The sequence below is a fragment of the Alexandriicola marinus genome (assembly GCF_004000435.1).
Taxonomy (GTDB): domain Bacteria; phylum Pseudomonadota; class Alphaproteobacteria; order Rhodobacterales; family Rhodobacteraceae; genus Alexandriicola; species Alexandriicola marinus.
Genome location: NZ_RBVZ01000002.1, coordinates 348,258 through 367,519 on the forward strand (window position 1 = coordinate 348,258; position 19,262 = coordinate 367,519).

Annotated in this window: 15 protein-coding genes and 1 tRNA gene; 5 read left to right on the plus strand and 11 right to left on the minus strand. The window is 62.1% G+C overall.

What is annotated here, in order from left to right; translation table 11 throughout:
* Positions 1-5: 5 nt before the first annotated feature.
* The 4 genes from EP376_RS08070 to EP376_RS08085 form a co-directional block, all read right to left on the minus strand.
* The gene (locus tag EP376_RS08070) at positions 6-824 is read right to left on the minus strand and encodes a carbohydrate ABC transporter permease (RefSeq protein WP_127655053.1); all 819 of its coding nucleotides are present in this window, start codon (positions 822-824) and stop codon (positions 6-8) included.
* On the minus strand, positions 821-1,681 hold the full coding sequence (locus EP376_RS08075) for a carbohydrate ABC transporter permease (protein ID WP_127655054.1): 861 nt from the start codon (positions 1,679-1,681) through the stop codon (positions 821-823). The genes EP376_RS08070 and EP376_RS08075 overlap by 4 nt, the downstream gene beginning before the upstream one ends.
* A gap of 76 nt (positions 1,682-1,757) precedes the next feature.
* A complete protein-coding gene (locus EP376_RS08080; RefSeq protein ID WP_127655055.1) occupies positions 1,758-3,038 on the minus strand; it encodes an ABC transporter substrate-binding protein in 1,281 nt (426 codons plus the stop codon).
* A gap of 66 nt (positions 3,039-3,104) precedes the next feature.
* The gene (locus tag EP376_RS08085; protein WP_127655056.1) at positions 3,105-3,926 is read right to left on the minus strand and encodes a sugar phosphate isomerase/epimerase family protein; all 822 of its coding nucleotides are present in this window, start codon (positions 3,924-3,926) and stop codon (positions 3,105-3,107) included.
* A 268-nt stretch (positions 3,927-4,194) separates the two neighbouring features.
* Here EP376_RS08085 and EP376_RS08090 point away from each other — a divergent pair, with 268 nt between their 5' ends.
* A complete protein-coding gene (locus EP376_RS08090; protein WP_127655057.1) occupies positions 4,195-5,970 on the plus strand; it encodes an ABC transporter substrate-binding protein in 1,776 nt (591 codons plus the stop codon).
* A 97-nt stretch (positions 5,971-6,067) separates the two neighbouring features.
* Here EP376_RS08090 and malG read toward each other — a convergent pair whose 3' ends face one another.
* The 4 genes from malG to EP376_RS08110 all read right to left on the minus strand — a co-directional run bounded on the left by malG (position 6,068) and on the right by EP376_RS08110 (position 11,415).
* On the minus strand, positions 6,068-6,958 hold the full coding sequence (malG, locus tag EP376_RS08095) for a maltose ABC transporter permease MalG (protein ID WP_127655058.1): 891 nt from the start codon (positions 6,956-6,958) through the stop codon (positions 6,068-6,070).
* A gap of 11 nt (positions 6,959-6,969) precedes the next feature.
* On the minus strand, positions 6,970-8,499 hold the full coding sequence (gene malF / locus EP376_RS08100; RefSeq protein ID WP_127655059.1) for a maltose ABC transporter permease MalF: 1,530 nt from the start codon (positions 8,497-8,499) through the stop codon (positions 6,970-6,972).
* A gap of 87 nt (positions 8,500-8,586) precedes the next feature.
* On the minus strand, positions 8,587-9,747 hold the full coding sequence (gene malE, locus EP376_RS08105) for a maltose/maltodextrin ABC transporter substrate-binding protein MalE (protein ID WP_127655060.1): 1,161 nt from the start codon (positions 9,745-9,747) through the stop codon (positions 8,587-8,589).
* Positions 9,748-9,774: 27 nt separating this feature from the next.
* Complete coding sequence (locus EP376_RS08110; protein ID WP_127655061.1) at positions 9,775-11,415, minus strand: alpha-amylase family glycosyl hydrolase; 1,641 nt, start codon at positions 11,413-11,415, stop codon at positions 9,775-9,777.
* Between the two features lie 152 nt (positions 11,416-11,567).
* Here EP376_RS08110 and EP376_RS08115 point away from each other — a divergent pair, with 152 nt between their 5' ends.
* From EP376_RS08115 to EP376_RS08125, 3 genes are all read left to right on the plus strand, one after another.
* Positions 11,568-12,617 (plus strand): substrate-binding domain-containing protein, encoded by a 1,050-nt coding sequence (locus EP376_RS08115; protein WP_127655062.1) that lies wholly within the window; start codon positions 11,568-11,570, stop codon positions 12,615-12,617.
* Positions 12,608-13,687, plus strand: coding sequence for an ABC transporter ATP-binding protein (locus tag EP376_RS08120; protein ID WP_127655063.1), 1,080 nt, complete (start codon positions 12,608-12,610; stop codon positions 13,685-13,687). Before EP376_RS08115 ends, EP376_RS08120 begins: the two co-directional genes overlap by 10 nt.
* Before the next feature lie 402 nt (positions 13,688-14,089).
* Positions 14,090-14,890: a hypothetical protein gene (locus EP376_RS08125; RefSeq protein ID WP_127655064.1), complete on the plus strand. Its 801-nt coding sequence runs from the start codon at positions 14,090-14,092 to the stop codon at positions 14,888-14,890.
* Positions 14,891-15,614: 724 nt separating this feature from the next.
* Here EP376_RS08125 and EP376_RS08130 read toward each other — a convergent pair.
* The 3 genes from EP376_RS08130 to EP376_RS08140 form a co-directional block, all read right to left on the minus strand.
* Positions 15,615-15,691 (minus strand) — tRNA-Arg (locus tag EP376_RS08130).
* A 65-nt stretch (positions 15,692-15,756) separates the two neighbouring features.
* Complete coding sequence (locus EP376_RS08135; protein ID WP_127655065.1) at positions 15,757-16,392, minus strand: hypothetical protein; 636 nt, start codon at positions 16,390-16,392, stop codon at positions 15,757-15,759.
* Positions 16,393-16,514: 122 nt separating this feature from the next.
* Positions 16,515-16,826, minus strand: coding sequence for an ETC complex I subunit (locus EP376_RS08140; protein WP_127655894.1), 312 nt, complete (start codon positions 16,824-16,826; stop codon positions 16,515-16,517).
* Positions 16,827-17,064: 238 nt separating this feature from the next.
* Here EP376_RS08140 and uvrB point away from each other — a divergent pair, with 238 nt between their 5' ends.
* The gene (gene uvrB, locus EP376_RS08145; RefSeq protein WP_127655066.1) at positions 17,065-19,248 is read left to right on the plus strand and encodes an excinuclease ABC subunit UvrB; all 2,184 of its coding nucleotides are present in this window, start codon (positions 17,065-17,067) and stop codon (positions 19,246-19,248) included.
* Positions 19,249-19,262 lie beyond the last annotated feature (14 nt).

Genomic DNA, 19,262 nt, shown 5'->3' on the forward strand with positions numbered 1-19,262 from the left:
TCGGGTTATTTGACTGCGCCGGCCGACAGGCCGCGCACGAAAGAGCGCTGGAGGAGAAGGAACAGAAGCACTAGCGGCGCGAATGCGATGAGGCCCGCCGCAGCGATCCCGCCATAGTCGACGCCATAGCGCCCCTGCAGGCTTGCCGCGCCGACGGTGATGGGCTTCAGCGTCTCGGTCTGAAGCACGACGAGGGGCAGCAGGTATTCCTGCCATGAAAACAGGAACACGATCAGCATCAGCGACATCAGGCCGGGGCGAACGACCGGCAATACCACGCCCACGAACGTTCGGATCAGGCTGGCCCCGTCCATGGTGGAGGCTTCGATCAGTTCGTCGGGGACGTCCTGCATCACGGTGCGCATCATGAAGACGGAGAACGGCGTCAGCAGCGCAGCCTGCGGCAGGATCACGCCCAGCCGGCTGTCGATCATCCCGAGCGCCTGAAGATTTCCATAAAGCGCGACGATGACGGAAGGGGCCGGGACTACCAACCCCGCCAGGAACAGGGCGAACAGCACCTCGCGCCCGCGGAACCTTATCTTCGCGAAGGCGAAGCCCGCCAAAGGTGCGGTCAGCAGAACGATGATGGTGACGCTGACCGAGATCACCACAGAGTTCCAGAAATAGGTGGAAAAGCCGCTTTCGGACCACACTCGACGGAAGTTTTCGAGATTGAGCGGCCAGGGCAGCGTCAGCGGTCCGGCGAACAGGTCCGCCTCGCTGCGCATCGAGGCGAGCACGACGAGGTAGACCGGGGCAAGCGAATAGATCGCAAAGATCGCGAGGACGAGGGTCTGGATTGGGCGGGTGGTGGGTTTCATCTCGACCTCAACAGCCAGAAGCTCAGCGAGGCAAGGCTGAGCACGATGACGAGAAGGACGACCGACAGGACGGCGGCATAGCCGAAGTCGCCAACGAGGAAGAAGGTCTTGTAGACATGCGTGGTCAGGACCTCGGTCGCGTAGCCGGGACCGCCCTGCGTGGTCACCCAGATCAAATCAAAGAAGCGCATCGCCTCGATCGCGGCATAAAGCCCGAGAAAGAGCGTCGAATTTCGCAGCAGCGGCACGGTGATATCCCGGAACTTCGCGCCCCAGCCCGCGCCGTCGATATCGGCCGCCTCATAGAGGGAGGGGTCGATGGACTGGATCGCCGCAAGGTAGATCACGACGCAGAAGCCGAAGAACGTCCAGGCGCCGACCACGTTGAGCGAGAACAGAGCCGTCGACTCCTCGGCGAGCCACGCATGGGCGAACTGGCCGAGGCCCAGGATGTCCAGACCGTAATTCAACAGGCCGAAGATCGGATTGTAGATCCAGCCCCAGATGATCCCCGCAACGACGAGCGGGATGGTCCGCGGTATGAAATAGATCGCAGCAAGCGCGCGCACAGTGTTCGGCCGCCGCTCGGCGAGGATCGCGGAAAGCAGCAGACCGGCAAGAAGAGGAAAGGCAAGCGTCAGGACAACCCAGACGGCGTTGTGCCACAGGGCAGCCCAGAACACGGAGTCGGTTCCAAGGCGCGCGAAATTTGCAAACCCGACGAATTGGTCGAGCTGACCGCTGTCCCACGAAAAGAAACTGTAGCCCACGACCTGGGCGATCGGCACGGCCACGAAGGCGAGATAGAGGATTAGCGCGGGCGCGAGGAACCAGTAGGCGGTGCGGGGCGAGTGCATGGGTCTTCCTCGTACGGACGAATTGGGCGGGCGGACAAATCCTGGCGGGCCGGACGCGCCGGCCCGCCAGGATTGCTCAGGGTATCCAGCGATCCCCGTTGGCGACCGCGGCCTCCCATGCGCTCTGCATCGCCTGCAGGAACTCTTCGGGCGTCGTGTCGCCACCGGCGAGGCGCTGCAGCTCGGGATAGAGAACCTGCGTCACGCTTTCAGGCAGCGTCGTGTGAAGGTCGTAGAAGTTGCTCTCAGGCGTCGCGAGGCCCTGCTCGAAGAAGGAGTGGACCACCGGGTGGGCACCCCATTCGGCAAGTTCCTCGGGCGTGGTGCCGATCGGCACGGTATAGCCCTTTTGCACCCAGACCCGCTGGCTTTCGTCGCTGACCAGACAATCGAGATAGGCCGCCGCCGCTTCCCTTGTGGCCTCGTCGGCGCTGGCCGAGAGCTGCCATTGCGACCCTTCACCCCACATCGTTCCGGGCGCGACGCCATCCGCGATCGGCGGCAGCATGAACACCCCGAGCGCGATGTTGTCCGACCCGCGGATCATGTCCTGGATCACCCAGGTCCCCGTTATCGTCATCGCGGCGCGGCCCGACAGGAACAAGGCGTTCGCCTCGTCATAGCCGACGCCGTTGAAACCGCGGGGGAACCAGCCGTCTTCGGCCCAGTCCTGAAAGACCGTCGCCGCCTGAAGGAACGCCTCGTTCGTCCAGGGCGTATCGCGGAAGAAGACGTCCTCTTCGACCTGCTTGCCGGCGGTGAGGCCGAGGATCAGCGAAAAGGTGTTGGTGGCCGGCCAGCGATCCCGATTGCCGAACGCGATGGGGACGACGCCGGCCTCCTTGAACGCGTTCGCCGCTGCGACGAATTCATCGTAGGTCGTCGGGACCGCGATGCCATGCTCTTCGAACAGAGCCTCGTTGTAATAGACCCCCATCAGGTCCTGCTCCATGGGCACGCCATAGAGGCTCCCGTCATAGGAGTTGCGCCCGCGATAGAAGTCGTTGACATGCTCCCAGCCATATTCGGCATAATATTCGTCGAGCGGCGCCAGTGCGCCGGTGCGTGCATAGCCCGACAACACCGATGCGGCGGGCCACGTATAGGCAAGGTCGGGCGTCTTTCCTGCCGCCACGGCGAGCCGGTAGCTGTCCCGGATGCCGATCGACGGTGCGACGGTGCGCAGGATCTCGGCGCCGCCCAGCGCTGGCGCGCATGTCTGGATCAGTTCGTCCATGGCGGGTCCGGCGGCGGTGATGCCCGCCTGCGAGAACTGGTCCCACTGCGTGACGACCGTCTCGGCCGCAACCTGGGTGGCCGAAAGGCCGATCGTTGCCACGACTGCAATTCGTTTCATGTCTCTCTCCCTTTTGGGTTGGTTTCCTGCAGCCCCGCCCGGCACGCACCGGGAGGGGCCGTGATCTCAAAGGATGGTTTTGAGGTAACTGAGCGCGCGTCGGGCCAGATCGTCAGGCTCGACGTTGCGGCGGTTGAAGCCGATCTCCATCGTGAGATAGCCCTCGTAATCGTTGGCCTTGAGCGCTTCGATCAGGGACGGGTAGTCCACAACGCCGCTCCCGGGCGGTTCGCGGTTCACGTCTGCAAGGTGGATGTGTTTCAGCCGCGACCCGAGACGATGGACGTAATCGGTGGGCACTTCGTTGCGGTAAAGCGTGTGATAGGTGTCGAACATCGCGGCGACGTTCGGGCGGTCGACCTGCTCGATGATCTCGATGAGGTCGTCACAACTGTCGATCAGGTTGCTGTCGGACGAGGTCGGCTCGACGGCAATCGTCAGGTCCTGTCCGGCGTGGTCGGCGATCTGTTCCAAAGCGGCGGCGCTCCAGGCCCAGGCCTGCCGCCGGTCGGTGCCGAAGATCTGCCAGCCCGCGACATACATCAACGTCGGTGCGCCCCATGCGTGGCAAAGGTCGGCAACCTTCTTGTACTGATCGATCGCGGCTGCACGCTCGGCCAGGTCGGGCGAGGCGACGTTGAATCCGGGGCCACCACCCGGCGCCGGCAACATCGACGAGCAGGCGATCCCGTTGTCGTCCAGCAGCAACCGGATTTCATCGATCCGGTCACGGGTGAGGTAGTCCGGAAACGCATGCGGCGCGGCAGCCCCGATCTCGATCCCGTCATAGCCGATACGCGCGAGACGCCGAATGACCTCGTCAAGCGGGTAGGCAGGAACCCAGACCGGAAAGCTCGAATAGACCCAAGTGTTGAACGACAGTTTCATTCCTGCTCCTTTCAGTCGGCAAACGTCTGGCCGCGCTCCCGGGACGGAAGCAGCGTCGAACGTGCCCCTGGAAGGCCGCTCGGAACGTCAGCGTCGATGCGATGCAGCAAGAAATATGGATCCAGCGGGACGCGCATATCCCGCAATTCGTCCAGATTGGACAGTTGTCATGCCTCGGGGCCATTGCCTGCGTCCAAAGTAGACCTGTAGCTTGGAAGGGCAGACAAGCTGGGCCCGGTCAGCTTGTCCGATCTGGACGGAGGCCACAGTGAAGAAGGTCAGCAACCCACCCACTGCCGCGTCTCTTCCGCCCGAAGGGCCCTACGAGATCGACGGCACGACGGAACCGCAGCGCGTCCGGGACGAACAGGTGCGCTTCGCCGAATTCGTCGACCGCTTCCATTCCGAAGCCGAGAGCATTCTCAGGCTCGGCGCCGGACAGAAAGAGATGCGGATCGTTCTGCATCTGGTCACCTCGCACTTCGATGGCAAACTCGTCACCACCTCGTCCCTCGCGGCGGCGTCCGGCATGTCATACGGCACCGCCCTGCGCACCATCGACGCGATGACAGGGCGTGGCATGATCGTGCGACGGGAGCGGACGGCCTCGGGTCGATCCCATTCGCTGCATCCTTCGAGTGATCTGCTCCGGTGCTGGCGCGAGTTTGCCTTTCGCGGCGAGAAGCTGATCAAGACGGCCCTTCTGGACGACCCGCCTCCCCGGGCCAACCGCAGCCGCTCGGAAGATGCGCTGCTGCTGCCGCCTCCGGCTGTGCTGACTTCGAAGCTCCAGCTTGGCAAGGGCTTGCGCGTCCTCGTGCATTCCGACCCGACCTTCATGGCAATGCTCAATCTCAAGCGGCAGTTCGAAATGATCCTCGGGACGAGCATCGAAAGTCGCGCCCTTTCAATCGACCGGCTGCGCGAGGAACTCATTCGCAACAGCGAGCGCGCGGTGTCCATGTATGACATCGTCGCCGTCGATCTGCCTTGGATTGGCGAGATGGCGGAAGAAGGGCGGCTCCTGCCGCTCGACCGGTTGCTGGAGGATTCGGACTTTGACCAATCCGACATCTATTCCGACGCCTTGGCCAGCTCTTGCTGGAAGGGGCGACAGTACGGCGTCCCCATCATGGTCTCGGGGGAACTGCTGGTCTACCGGACCGATCTGCTTGCCGAAGCCGGTCTCGCTCCCCCGCAAACGACCGACGAATTGCTGGAGGTGGCCCGGGCGCTCCACCAGCCGGCGGCGGGACGCGCCGGGATCGCATGGAACGGCGGCCGCGGCACAGCGCTTGGCCACACCTTCCTGATGCTCATGGCCGCCTTCGGTCAGCCCGTTCTGGACCTTCCGCGAACGGACGAAGGCTTCGACTATGCTGCGGCCGAAGGTGCATTCCTTCGCCCGATGTTCGACAGCGAAGCCGCGGCGCGGACGGCGGAATTCCTGCTCAGCCTGCGCGATGTCGCGCCGGACGACGTCCTTCGGATGACCTGGTATGACCGCGCGAAGGCCTATGCCGAGGGCCGGACGGCCATGGCCTATTCTCACTCTCTGCTGGCTCCGGTCTACGAACTGGATCGCTCATCGCCCGCATACCGGACGACCGGCTACGCAGCGCACCCGACTTTTGCAGAGAGCCGACCGATTGTGCCGATGGGGGGCTACTCACTGGCCATCCCGTCGAACATCTCTGCAAGAAGGGTTGATGCGGTCTGGCAAGCATTGCAGGCGATAACCACCGCCTCGGCGGCCAAGATCTACATGACCAACGGGAGCCTGGCGAGCCCACGACGCTCGGTCAGCCTTGACCCGGAGGTTGCCGCCCTCTCGCCAATGATTGCGACCGTCGACCAGATGGAAGCTCAGGGTTACCTGAAGATGTGGCCTCGCGCTCCACTGCCGGGCATTGCGGAGATCATAGCAATCGCGGGTGAGGAATTCCACGACATGCTGCTCCAGAAACAATCGAGGGCCGAAGCAACCCGCGCGGCCCAACGGCGCGCCGTGGATGCCTTGGCAAGGGTGCGCCCGCAAGTCTAGCGCCTGATCATGTCAGAACGCTGGTCGGCCCTCTGCCCTGCCTCAAGCCGGGTTTGTCTGTCAGGACCGGATGACCCAGGTTACCGGGGCCTGAGCTTCACCCCTTGACCGCTCCTTCGCTGAGTCCTCTGACCAGGTAGCGCTGAGCTATCAGGAACACGACCGTGATTGGCAGTCCCGACAGGATGGCGGCGGCGGCAAAGTCGCCCCAGAGATACCGGAACTCGTTCAGGTAAAGCCGCGCTCCGACGGCGAGCGTCATCTGACTTTCCGAGCGGATCAGGACCGAGGCCACGGGATAGTCGTTGATGAAGCCAATGAAGGACAGAACGAACACCACAGCCATGATCGGCACGGCGAGCGGCAGGAATACATAGCGGAAGGTCTGCCACGGCGTCGCCCCGTCGATTGCCGCAGCATTGTCGAGCGCGCGGTCGATGGAATCGAAATATCCCTTGATCGTCCAGATATGGAGGGTCACGCCCGACAGGTAGATCAGGATCAGCGCCACGTGGCTGTCGAGCCCGAGGATCGGCGCGACCTCGCCCAACGCATCGAAGATCGCGAAGATCGCGACCAGCGCGAGCGTCGTGGGAAACATCTGGATCAGGAACAGACCGTCGAGCATCGCGGCCTTCCCCCGCATACGGATCCGGCTGAACGAATAGGCCGAGATCGTGGCTATGGCCAGAACGCCAAGCCCCGCTATCACACCCACCTTGATAGAGTTCCACATCCACAGAAGAACAGGGTACGGCGGCGAGATCACCTGCCCGTCGGCCCGTCTGTAGTCGAAGCCGAAAGCCAGCACCCAATGTTCAAGCGTCGGGTTCTCGGGGATGAGGGAACCGACCGAGAAATTGCCTTCCCGAAAGCTGATCGACAGGACCATCAGGAACGGGAACATGATCAGCGTCAGGAAGATCAGCAGGAATCCATGTGCGAGGATCTTCTTGATCCGGAGGTCGCGGGGGCGTTCGACGATCATGATCAGGGTCCTCAGGCGGGCTGGCCCGACCGGCGCGAGGCCGCCCGGCGCATGGCCACGAAATTGGCATAGCTGATGACCGCGACCACGATGAAGATGATCAGCGTGATGGCACCTGCGAGCCCGAATTGCTGCCCCGCATTGTCGAAGGCGAGCCGGTAGGTGAAAGAGGCCAGGATATCGGTCTGTCCAGCGGGGATCACCGTTCCGGGGATATCCGGCAGCCCCCGTGTCAGCAGGAAGATCAGCACGAGATTGTTGAAGTTGAACGCGAAGGCCGCGATCAGCAGTGGCAGGAAGGGCGGAAGGATCTGCGGCAAGGTGATGGTGAAGAACACCCGCACCGAGGAGGCCCCTTCGAGGGCCGCTGCTTTCTTGTGATCCTCCGGCACGGCCTGAAGAAAGCCCATCGCCAGCAGCATCATGTAGGGATAGCCAAGCCAGACATTGACGATGACCACCATTGTCCGGGCCAGGTTTGCATCGGTGAACCAGTTGGGACGGATGCCGAACAGCGCCTCGAGGATCAGGTTGATCTCTCCGAAATTCTGGTTGAACAGCCCCTTGAAGACGAGGATCGAGATGAAAGACGGCACCGCGTAGGGCAGGATCAGCAGGACCCGATAGACAGGTTTGAAGCGCAGATGCTCCCACTGGAGGATCACCGCGAGGAGCAGACCGACCGAAAAGCAGAAGAAGACCGAGAGCGCGGCGAAGGTAAAGGTCCAGACGAAGATCGACAGCGTCGGACCCCGGATGCCTTCGGAAGTGAAAATCCGTTCGAAATTGGCGGTGCCGATATTCACCCGCCAGCCGGGCGGAACCTGATCACCCTCGGGGGTCTCGAAGAAACCGGTGTCGTGGTTGGCGGTCAGGACAGTGCCGTCACTGCGGGTCAGTTCGCCTTCTCCGGTCTGGACAAACTCAGGAACCACAGAGGCGAAGGTGCGCACACCGGCATTGCGGATTTGCTGGCCTTCGGGCGTCTCGAGTATCAGTTGGCCAAGGCCCTCGCGCAGCTGGATCGCCTCGCGCCGTTCGAGGAGAGCATCGGGCTCCGGCGCAGGCGACAAGCTCACCGTCGCTTCCTCGGTCAGAGAGACAGGCTCCGACAGTAGCCCGCTTTCCGGCAGCCAGATCCGGTATGCGTCACCATCCGCCGCGACGGCAAAGGGCTGCTCGGTCGATTGATCGACCGTGCTACGGGATGTCAGCACCTCGACGGTGCGCTCATACGTGAGCAGGTTGAACGAGCTGTAATTCGTGAAGCCGATCCAGATCGTGTAGACGACGGGAAAGGCGATGAAGATCAGAACCGCCGCGATGCCCGGCAGAATGAACCGGGTTCCGTAGAACCTCTCGGAACCGAAGACCAGCGCGAAGGCCCCGGCCAACGCAAGCAGGATGGCCCCGAACAGGGGCTGCCCGAGCGTGTAGAGCGAGAATGCCGCCCACAGGAGGCCCGCCGTGATCACAGCGACAATACCGAACCGAAGCCATGGGCGCGGCGCGGGCGGGGCAGAGAATTCGGCGGTGGTCATCTTCAGGCTCCGTCTGCGGGCCGGTCCCGGCACGCTTGGTCACCGGGGCCGGTTGGGCGGCGGCCGAAGCCGCCGCGCAGCGATGGATCAGTTCTCGCCCAGAATTCGGGCAGCAGCGTCGTTCAGCGCCGTCTCGGGGTCTTGCGCGCCCGAGGTGATGTTGGTCAGCGCGGGGCCCATCGCGGCCCAGAATGCGCCCATCTCGGGGTTGGACGGCATTGGAATGCCCGAGGCGGCGACCTCAAGCATGCCGCTGATATTGGCATCGTCCTGTGCCGACGCAGCCGAGGCATCGGCCAGTGCACCCAACGCACCATTCGCGTTCCAGGTGGCAAGCCCATCGTCCACGAGAAGGTAGTTCTCGAGAAGTTCGGCCGCGAGATCGGCATTGGGCGAGGCCGCATTGATCGCCATCGCCTGAACACCGAGGAAAGGCGGGGAGCCTGCACCATCAACCGACGGGATCGGCGCAACCGCGAAGTTGATGCCCGAGTCCTTCAGGCCACCCCAGGCCCAGGGCCCGTTCAGCACCATCGCGACTTCGCCCTTGTTCATCGCGCCGTCCATGACGCCATAGTCGACGCCAGCAGGCATCACGCCCTCTTCGATCAGGCGCTCGAGCATGGCGGCGCCAGCGATGGCGCCCTCGTTGTTCACTCCGGTGGCGGAGCCATCATAGCTGCCATCCACCTTTTCGAAGGCAAAGCCGCCATTCGCCATCAGAAGGGGCATGGTGAAATAGGTGTTGTTGTAATCCCAGAGGATCTTCTGCCCGTCGAAATCCATTGCCAGCAGCTCTTCGAACGAGGCGGGGGGCGTCTCGATCAGGTCTGTGTTGTAGATCAGGTGCACGGCCTCGACGCTGACCGGATAGCCCCATGTCGCGCCATCGAACGTCACCGCATCCATGGTGGTGCCGAGAACGCCGTCAGCCCAGGCGGCCGAAGGCTGAACCTGCGCGATCAGGCCGCCCGAAGCCCATTCGCCGAACCGGTCATGCGCCCACATCACGATATCGGGGCCATCGCCGGTCGAGGCCGCCTGCTGGAATTTCTGCGGCAGGTCGGGATCGACGACCTCGACTGTGACCTCGATGCCGTAATCGTCGACAAAGGGTTGCACCGCCGCTTCCAGAGCGGCCTTGTCGCGGTTTGCACCGGTCCAGATCAGGAGCGTGCCGTCTTCGACGGCATAGGCGGGCATTGCAGTGCCCAGAAGCAGGGCCGCAATGGTGATGGTCTTTTTCATGTGGGTCTCCTCCCGGTGGTAGTGTCGTCAGTTCGCGGCGACGGCCGCTGTTGGCCGCAGGGACAGATCCCCTTGGTGTTGAAGATAGGCGTAGCCGTTTCCCGGTAGGCTCAGCCCTTCTCCATCGAGCGTGGCTTGAGATGGTCCGACGATCTCCGCCGCCCCCTCGAGGTCGAAGCGGGCGCCGTCCTTCGAGAGGTTGAAGATGCAGGTCAGGCTCTGGTCGGGCGCGTCCCTGCGGAACGCAAGGAAGGGTTCCGGCAGGTCGATGAAGGTCGTCTTTCCTTCGGTCAGGGCGGGGTTCGCCTTTCGAAACGCGATGATCTCGCGGTAGTAATGCAGGATGCTGTCGTTCTGCGCCTGTTGCAGGTCGACCGCATGGGCGAGCTGCGGTTCCTTGACAGGCAGCCAGGGCGTGCCGGTGGTGAATCCACCGTTGGGCGCTTCGGCCTCCCATGTCATGGGGGTGCGACAACCGTCCCGGCCCTTGACCGCGGGCCAGAAGCGGATCGCGGGCGGGTCGGTCAGCTCGTGATATTCCATTACGGTCTCTTCCTGGCCCAGCTCTTCGCCCTGATAGATGCCGATTGTGCCCTCGAACGCCATCAGCATCGACGCCGACATCCGGGCCATGCTGTCGTGATCGACGGCGTGGTCAGCCCAGCGGGACGGATGGCGTGGCACGTCATGGTTCGAGAATGACCAGTAAGGATGCCCGTCGGGCGCCCCTCTCTGAAAACCGTCAATGCAGCCGCGGAAATGCCCGGCGCTGAAATCGGGGCCGAGCATGGCGAAAGAATAGCACATATGCAGCCGCTTCGTGCCGGCGGTGTACTCAGCCATGATCTCGATCGAGCGATCGCCCATCTCGCCCACTTCGCCGACCATCATGATGTCGTCATACTGATCGGTCAGCGCGCGCAGGCGCTCGAGGAAGCCGAGGTTCTCGGGTCGGGTCTTGTTATAGATGTTCCTCTGCATCCCGTAGAGATCGGTCGCCATGACCTGCGGCCGGGTGTTGGCCGGCGGGTTCGAGCGCAGTTCCTGATCGTGGTAGTAGTAGTTCACCGTATCGAGCCGGAACCCGTCGAGCCCCCGGTCGAGCCAGAACTTGCAGGTATCGAGGATCGCATCCACCACGTCGGGATTGTGGTAGTTGAGGTCGGGCTGCGAGGCGAGGAAGTGGTGCAGGTAATACTGCCCGCGGCCTGCGTCGAATTCCCAGGCCGGACCGCCGAAATGGCTGTGCCAGTTCGTGGGCGGGCTGCCATCGGGCAGCGGATCGGCCCAGACATACCAGTCGGATTTCGGGTTGTCGCGGGAGGCGCGGCTTTCCGTGAACCACGGATGCTGGTCGGACGTGTGGCTCAGCACCTGATCGGTGATCACCTTGAGGCCTAGATCATGAGCACGGGCGATCATCTCGTCGAAATCGTCCAGCGTGCCGAAGATCGGATCAACGTCGCAGTAATCCGACACGTCATAGCCCATGTCACGTTGCGGCGACTTGAAGATTGGCGACAACCAGATGCAGTCGACATCAAGGGAGGCAACGTGCGGCAGGCGGCTGGTGATCCCCTTCAGGTCGCCCACGCCATTGCCGGAGGAATCCATGAAGGAGCGTGGATAGATCTGATAGATGATCGCGTCGCGCCACCATTCCCGCATGTCGACTACTCCCTCTCGGTACGATTCGGCGAGACATATAGCAGCGGTTCAAATATTTTCAAAACGATTTAATTTGACATTTCCACTGTATTTCGCAGATTAACCGGCCTATAGAAAATCGAGTCTCGGCAATTGCTGCAAGCGATTTTGGAATGATCACGCTCAAGGACATCGGGGATGAGCTGGGGTTGTCGCCCGCCACCGTCAGCCGTGCGCTGAACGGCTTTCCGGAAGTGTCGCTCAAGACCCGCGAGCGGGTGCAGGAAGTGGCCGAACGGATGGGCTACCGGGCCAACCGCTCGGCCCAGCGGCTCGTGACGGGGCGTTCGGGCATGGTCGGCATGATCGTGAAGACGAGCCCCGATCTCCGCGCCGACCAGACCTTCATGGAAGTGCTGGTTGGCATGTCGGCGGCCCTTGCCGCCCGGGATACGGACCTCGTTCTTGCCGTCGATCAGGGACACGATCCGATCGAGGCCTATCGCCGGATGCTGAGCCGCGACATGCTGGACGGTTTCATCCTTAACGCGCCAGTGATGGACGACCCCAGGGTCAACTTTCTCAAGGCCGAAGGTATCCCTTTCGTCGTTCACGGGCGGGATCGGCTGGATGCGGATTACCCATTCTACACCATCGACAATTACGCGGTCGCCGCCGAATCCGTGCAGCTTCTCGCAGCGCTTGGCCACAAACGCATCGCCTATCTGAACGGGGCGGAGCCCTACAGCCACGTTGCGCGTCGACGTGCCGGATATCTGGGTGCGATGGCTGCCGCCGGACTGCCCGTCATCGACGGGGCACACACCAACGACGCGCCATCGGAGGCGGCGGGCTACAGGCAGGCACTCTCGCTCCTGGCGGGACAGCGCGGCACGCCGCCTACCGCGATCATCTGCAGCTCGACCTTGCTTGCCGAAGGCGTGATGCGCGCCGTGCGCGATCGCGGCCTTTTGGTGCCGGGCGACCTCTCGGTCATGGCCCATGACGATGATCTGCCCTTGTCGCGGGCGATCAGTTTCTCGCCGGCGCTTACCGTCACACGGGCACCTTTGCGCGATGCCTGCGTTCCTTTGGCCAATGCGCTGGTCGACCTCATCGGCGGGGGAAACCCCCTGTCCCTGCAATCCCTCAACAGGGCCGAATTGATCGTCCGTGATTCCACAGGCCCGGCACCAGCAAACGGAACAGACCCTTGGCCCTAGATTCCCCTGCCCCCGCCACTGCGCTGTCGACCCTCGACCTCGTGAAATCCTACGGTGCCGTCGATGTCCTGCACGACATCAACATCACGATGCGACAGGGCGAATTCCTTGTTCTCGTCGGCCCGTCCGGTTGCGGCAAATCTACGCTCCTCAATTGCATCGCAGGGCTGGAGGAGATCACGTCCGGCACGCTCTCGATCGCGGGCCGCGATGTGACGAACGAGCCCCCGAGGGATCGGGATATCGCGATGGTTTTTCAATCCTACGCGCTCTACCCGACAATGAGCGTCAGAGAGAATATCGGCTTCGGCATGAAGATCCGCGGCGTTCCGAAGGCGCAGGCACAGGCCAAGATCCAAGAGGTCGCCCAGCTTCTCCAGATCGACCACCTTCTCGACCGAAAGCCCAGCCAGCTCTCCGGCGGGCAGCGCCAGCGGGTCGCGATGGGCCGCGCGCTGGTCCGTGACCCGAAGCTCTTTCTCTTCGATGAGCCGCTGTCGAACCTCGATGCGAAACTGCGGGTCGAGATGCGGGCCGAGATCAAGCGACTGCACCGCACGACGGGCGCCTCGATTGTCTACGTGACCCATGACCAGATCGAGGCCATGACGCTCGCCAGCCGGATCGTGGTGTTGAAGGGCGGATACGTCCAGCAGATCGGTACACCCGCCGAAATCTACGACACGCCCGCCAATACATTCGTCGCCGACTTCATGGGCAGCCCACCGATGAACCTGTGCCCGGGCACCGTTGCAGGCGGGGCTCTGCACCTGGGGGACGACAGGATCGATCTGGGCGATCTGGCTGCGCGGTTGCCGGCCAATGTCATAGCAGGTATCCGCCCCGAGCATCTGTCGCGGAGCGAGACGCCCGATCTGAGCGTCACGCCGATCATGATCGAGAACACCGGTTCCGAATGCTATGTCCAATTCGAGTTGGCGGGGAAAACGCTGACGGCCAAACTGCCGGGGCGTCTCGACGAAGAGAGCATGGCCCCGATCGGCCTCGCATTCGACCGCAGCAGAATGACCTTCTTCGACACCGAGACCGACGCTCGGATCGAGGTCTGAGAATGTGCGCAGTCAATGACCAACCCGGAACAGGACTGTGCCGAAGTGGTCTGCGCACCACGCAAAACGGCCCTCGGCCTCGACATCAAGGCCCTCGGATCGCGGAACTTGGGCTTAGGGCTGGGCCCTATCGTCACCCAGAAAACGGATTATCTTTGCGGGGCAGTCACAGTGCTAGAGTTAGTGAGCCAAATACCGGTGGTCGCGCTACGCATGAGGCACTCCGGGGATAGCCATAACTACCGGCTATCGTTGGGGTTTCGAATCCAGAAGTGAGCAGCAAGAAGGCGCATAATTCTGACAATCCTCTCTTGGATCAACTTTAGAAAGGAGATCGAAGCGGAAGAATTTTTGAACCGGACCCCCGTCGGCTCATTTCGCCAACCAGATAGGGAGTTTCTAATGACTGCAAAAACAATCCTCACTGCCGTTTCCACTCTGGTTCTGTTGTCTGCATGCGTTAGCTCCGGAGGCGGAGAAACGGATACCTCAGTCGAGGCGGGCGATGTGATCGACGCAACTGGCACTGGGCTGATAATTACAATTGATCATGCCTATGATACGGGAGCAGTCCTCGGCTCTTTTGAAAATGAAAATGGCTATGGTCAAACCTACCGGAGCGACCCTCAAGATATCGCAGCAGATCCGGGCTCGACGCGCGGTGCGGGCATTACAACCGGCAATCGGACAGACTATGCCGTGACGGCGAGCTCTGCTGATTTCGACAGGGTTGGCACGAGGTATCAGATTTCGATCAACGATGGGACAGAGGCCGCATCTTCCCAAATAAAATATGACGTTGATGGTCCCAACTTGGATATCGCGGTTTTCGGGAGCCCGCTGACAGATATCCCATCCGGAACCATCGTATACGGCGAGTCGGCGGATAATGCGGCGTTCCTCCATCTCGGCGACGAGACTGTAGATATGGCGTTTACATTCACAGCTGACCTGGATGGGGGAACAGCAACCCTATCCGCCGATAACGGGAGCCATGTAATCGACGGCGGGGTGATCGAAATCGACGCGGCTTCAGGCATTTTCTATGGAACCGATGCTGAGCTAGGTCCGACAGGTGAAACCGTATCTGGTGTCGTGAGTGGAGCCCTATTCGGGACGGAGGCAGCCGGTGTGGCTGGCATGGTGTTTAGCACCGATGAGGCCGCACCCTCCGTCACTGCCAATTTCGTTGGGAATTACTAATCACAACGAAGCTAGTAACCGCTGGCGCCATAAGACCAACACCCAAGGGCCAATCAGCAGCGACGCCCCCCCCTTGTTGGGGGGCATCAGGCCAATGATCCGCGGCACAGCACTGAAAAGCCTAGGAGGTCCTTGCCAGTGCGCGATGAGAGCAATTCTTACTTCGGCGACGTGGCGCGCGATACCCCCAAAGCTAATGGTGTCATTGGACCGCGGTTCGCGCTTGTTGCGTCTTGATCCTTGAACCGGTGGCCCTAACCCGCGAGCGCTGTCCCGAAGACGAGGCCTGAACCTCCTTCAGCATCTTCGATGAGGAAGAACGTGGACCTATGGCATCAAGTCTTGGACCTTTGGACACGCACCTCCGAGCGATTGGCACTGACCTTGGACAGCCCTGCCATCAGGCAAGCAAACCGAAACGAAATCACCAAGCGCTGCCTGCAAGCTTCAAAACAGTAGAGGTCGAACGTCATGCCGCAGGGGGTGGTTTCAGGGGGATGGAGGCTGGTTCTTTGACCGCGGACCGAAGACGAAAGGCTCAAGGAACCCCCTTGAAACATATGGCATCTCTTCGATTCTACTTAGTCTGGGAGATTTGATCTTGCCATCAAAACCAAACGTTATTCCCGCTTCGGTGGAAGCTAAGTGAAAGCCAGACATCACACTAGGCTAGCGAAATTAATCGCGCTACCTCTTCTAGATAATGGTCTTGATACGGTTTCTCTGGCGATCCGGGAAGGACTCGAACCCTCAGCCTGCTGATTAGAAGTCAGCTGCTCTATCCAGTTGAGCTACCGGACCGCTGGCAGGGTTTTTGCGCGACCGGGTGGCGAGGCGCAAGTCAAATGTATCGTTTCCGCGGACTCTCAGGCTCGCAGGGCCACCCGCTCCAGCCGCGCAGAGACGATCCGGGCGGCCTCGCTCTGCCCGTCGGGCAAGTCGGGATCGGTGGCCGAAATCTCGAGCATGTTTCGCAGGGACGTACCTTTCAGCCAGTTGAGCAACGCCGTGCGCTGGGTCTCGGGCGCTGCCCGGAACGGTGGCAGATCGAGCAGATCGACACCGCCAAAGCTACGCAGCAGGGCCTCGGAGAAGGCCCCGACTGTCGCCGGTTCGTCGAACAGGTCCTCAACACCGGTCAGGATCGCCTCGGCCCGTATGCCACCCGCCAGCAGGAGCACGAGCGGATACAGCAGGTCCGCCTCTGACGCGTCTGGGTTGGCGGCAACCGGCCAGGCCCGCAGCAGGGCCATTGCCCAAAGCTCGTATGCTGCCTGTTGCTCGGGCGACAGGAAATCAGGATGCCCGGCGATCGCCGCGCCGAAACGGCGCAACTCGCTCACGGCGCGGAAATCGTCGACCGGTTCGCCGGAAGCGAGGAGTTCCATGTACCGGGGTAGCAGGGCCCGAAGGTCAGCAAGGTCGCCCGGAATGTCGTGGGTGGGATGGGTGTATTCGCGGATCAACCACGCCGGCATTGCATCGCAAGGTGTGGCGATCATCCGGGCGCGCGCCTTGGGCGACATGCAGACAGGGCAGATGCAGACCTCGAAACGCGGTGAGAGCCGCGATCGTCCGAACGCCTTTCAGGCGTCGGCGACGGCGTCTTAAAGCGCGCCGGAAATCAGTGCGTCCAGGCACCACGACGGTTGGTGGCGAAGTTCTCGCCATAGCCACCGGGGCGGATATTGGGCTTGCGGGTCTTGGGCTCGGACACGATCGCGTCGATCCCGTGATGCTCTGCATATTCCAGCGCGGCCTCCTTGGTGGAGAAGGTCATCTTCACCTGAGCCTGCGTGTCGGCAGAAGAGGTCCAGCCCATCAGCGGATCGACTTCGCGGGCCGTCTGCGACGGGAATTCCAGAACCCAGTCATCCGTCTTCGCGGTGCCGGATTGCATCGCTGTCCGGGCCGGTTTGTAGATTCGCGCGCGCATCATCCATCCTCGTCATCTGACCACCTGCCTTATCGGGGATTTCGCCCGCCCCGGCAAGGGGCGGGGCACCCGGATCAGGCCATCGGGTCGGCCCTGCCCTGCAGATATGGGGACACGATCGCGGACTGCAACGGCCCCCAGACAGGGCTGTCGGCCTGCTGACAGGACGATGTCAGCAGGCGGGGTTGCACCGGGGCAGTATTGCGCCATCTATGAAGGCGCAGGAAGGAATCGTCCCATGCACAACAATCGCCCCGATCACATGCCCGTCATGAACGCCGCCCCCGGACGGCGCGAAAAGCTGGAAGGCGGGCGCAGGTTCAAGATGGTGACCGAATTCAACGCGGCCGGCGATCAGCCCATCGCGATCACCGAACTGGCCGAGGGCATCCTGAGCGGCGAGCAGAACCAGGTTCTTCTGGGGGCAACGGGGACGGGCAAGACCTTCACCATGGCCAAGGTCATCGAAGAGACCCAGCGCCCGGCAATCATTCTTGCGCCCAACAAGACGCTTGCCGCCCAGCTTTACGGCGAATTCAAGGGCTTCTTCCCCGACAACGCGGTCGAATACTTCGTCAGCTACTACGATTACTACCAGCCCGAGGCCTATGTCCCGCGGTCGGACACCTATATCGAGAAGGAATCCCAGATCAATGAACAGATCGACCGGATGCGCCATTCGGCGACCCGGGCGCTTTTGGAACGGGACGACGTGATCATCGTGGCCTCGGTTTCGTGCATCTATGGTATCGGCTCGGTGGAAACCTATTCGGCCATGACGACCGACCTGATCGCCGGAAACGAATACGATCAAAGGGCGGTGATCGCCGATCTGGTGGCGCAGCAATATCGGCGCAACGATCAGGCGTTTCAGCGCGGCTGTTTCCGGGTCCGTGGCGACAGCCTCGAGGTCTGGCCCGCGCACCTTGATGATCGTGCCTGGCGGCTGTCGTTCTTTGGCGAAGAACTGGAGGCGATCACCGAGTTCGACCCCCTGACAGGGGAAAAGACGGACCGGTTCGACAAGGTGCGCATCTACGCCAATTCGCACTATGTCACGCCGCGCCCGACGATCAAGCAGGCGATCATCGGCATCAAGGAAGAACTGCGAAAGCGGCTTGATCAACTTGTCTCGGAAGGCAAGCTGCTTGAGGCGCAGCGTCTTGAACAGCGGACGAATTTCGATCTCGAGATGCTCGAGGCGACAGGCGTGTGCAACGGGATCGAGAACTATTCCCGATACCTGACCGGCCGCGCGCCGGGCGAGCCACCGCCCACGCTTTTCGAATTCATCCCCGACAATGCGATTGTCTTCGCCGATGAAAGCCATGTGTCCGTTCCGCAGATCGGCGGCATGTATCGCGGAGACTACCGGCGGAAATTCACACTGGCCGAACACGGTTTCCGCCTGCCCTCATGCATGGATAACCGCCCTCTCAAGTTCGAGGAATGGGATGCGATGCGACCGCAATCGGTGTTCGTCTCTGCGACGCCCTCGGCGTGGGAGCTGGAACAGGCGGGCGGTGTCTTCACCGAACAGGTCATCCGGCCCACGGGCCTGCTTGACCCGGTCATCGAGATCCGGCCCGTCGAGACGCAGGTCGATGACGTCATGGATGAAATCCGGCGGGTCTCGGCCGCGGGCTACCGGACGCTTGTCACGACTTTGACAAAACGCATGGCCGAGGACCTGACGGAATACCTGCACGAACAGGGCATTCGCGTGCGCTACATGCATTCGGATATCGACACGATCGAAAGGATCGAGATCCTGCGCGACCTGCGGCTTGGCGCCTTCGATGTGCTGATCGGGATCAACCTGCTGCGGGAGGGCCTCGACATCCCCGAATGCGGTCTGGTGGCGATCCTCGATGCCGACAAGGAAGGGTTCCTGCGATCCGAGACGTCGCTGATCCAGACCATTGGCCGGGCCGCGCGGAATGCCGACGGTCGGGTGATCATGTATGCCGACCGGATCACCGGATCGATGGAACGCGCGATGGGCGAAACGGACAGGCGCCGCGCAAAGCAGATCGCTTACAACAAGGAACATGGGATCACGCCCGCCACAGTGCGCAAGAATGTCGAAGACATTCTGGCAGGCCTCTACAAGGGCGATGTCGACATGAACCGCGTGACTGCCAAGGTCGACAAACCGATGGCGGGGGCAAATCTGCAGGCCGTTCTCGAAGGCCTCAGAACGGATATGCGCAAGGCGGCGGAGAACCTCGAATTCGAGGAGGCCGCCCGGCTCCGGGACGAGATCAAGCGGCTTGAAACCGTTGATCTGGTCGTGGCCGACGACCCCCTCGCCCGTCAGCAGGCGGTGGAGAAGGCCGTGGAAGACAGCGCCAAGGCTTCAGGCCGGTCAACCGCCGGTCGTGCCGGGCAACGCGGCGGTGTCAAACGACGCAAACGCTAGCGTTTACTCCGCTT

What these genes read in the sequence shown, in the direction of transcription:
- EP376_RS08110 (WP_127655061.1), bottom strand. Translation starts at nt 11,415, where the DNA reads ATGCGGGAATGGTGGCGCGACGCGATCATCTATCAGATCTATCCACGC.
- uvrB (WP_127655066.1), top strand. Translation starts at nt 17,065, where the DNA reads ATGCACAACAATCGCCCCGATCACATGCCCGTCATGAACGCCGCCCCC.
- EP376_RS08075 (WP_127655054.1), bottom strand. Translation starts at nt 1,681, where the DNA reads ATGCACTCGCCCCGCACCGCCTACTGGTTCCTCGCGCCCGCGCTAATC.
- EP376_RS08135 (WP_127655065.1), bottom strand. Translation starts at nt 16,392, where the DNA reads ATGATCGCCACACCTTGCGATGCAATGCCGGCGTGGTTGATCCGCGAA.
- EP376_RS08085 (WP_127655056.1), bottom strand. Translation starts at nt 3,926, where the DNA reads ATGAAACTGTCGTTCAACACTTGGGTCTATTCGAGCTTTCCGGTCTGG.
- EP376_RS08070 (WP_127655053.1), bottom strand. Translation starts at nt 824, where the DNA reads ATGAAACCCACCACCCGCCCAATCCAGACCCTCGTCCTCGCGATCTTT.
- EP376_RS08140 (WP_127655894.1), bottom strand. Translation starts at nt 16,826, where the DNA reads ATGCGCGCGCGAATCTACAAACCGGCCCGGACAGCGATGCAATCCGGC.
- EP376_RS08125 (WP_127655064.1), top strand. Translation starts at nt 14,090, where the DNA reads ATGACTGCAAAAACAATCCTCACTGCCGTTTCCACTCTGGTTCTGTTG.
- malE (WP_127655060.1), bottom strand. Translation starts at nt 9,747, where the DNA reads ATGAAAAAGACCATCACCATTGCGGCCCTGCTTCTGGGCACTGCAATG.
- EP376_RS08115 (WP_127655062.1), top strand. Translation starts at nt 11,568, where the DNA reads ATGATCACGCTCAAGGACATCGGGGATGAGCTGGGGTTGTCGCCCGCC.
- EP376_RS08080 (WP_127655055.1), bottom strand. Translation starts at nt 3,038, where the DNA reads ATGAAACGAATTGCAGTCGTGGCAACGATCGGCCTTTCGGCCACCCAG.
- malF (WP_127655059.1), bottom strand. Translation starts at nt 8,499, where the DNA reads ATGACCACCGCCGAATTCTCTGCCCCGCCCGCGCCGCGCCCATGGCTT.
- malG (WP_127655058.1), bottom strand. Translation starts at nt 6,958, where the DNA reads ATGATCGTCGAACGCCCCCGCGACCTCCGGATCAAGAAGATCCTCGCA.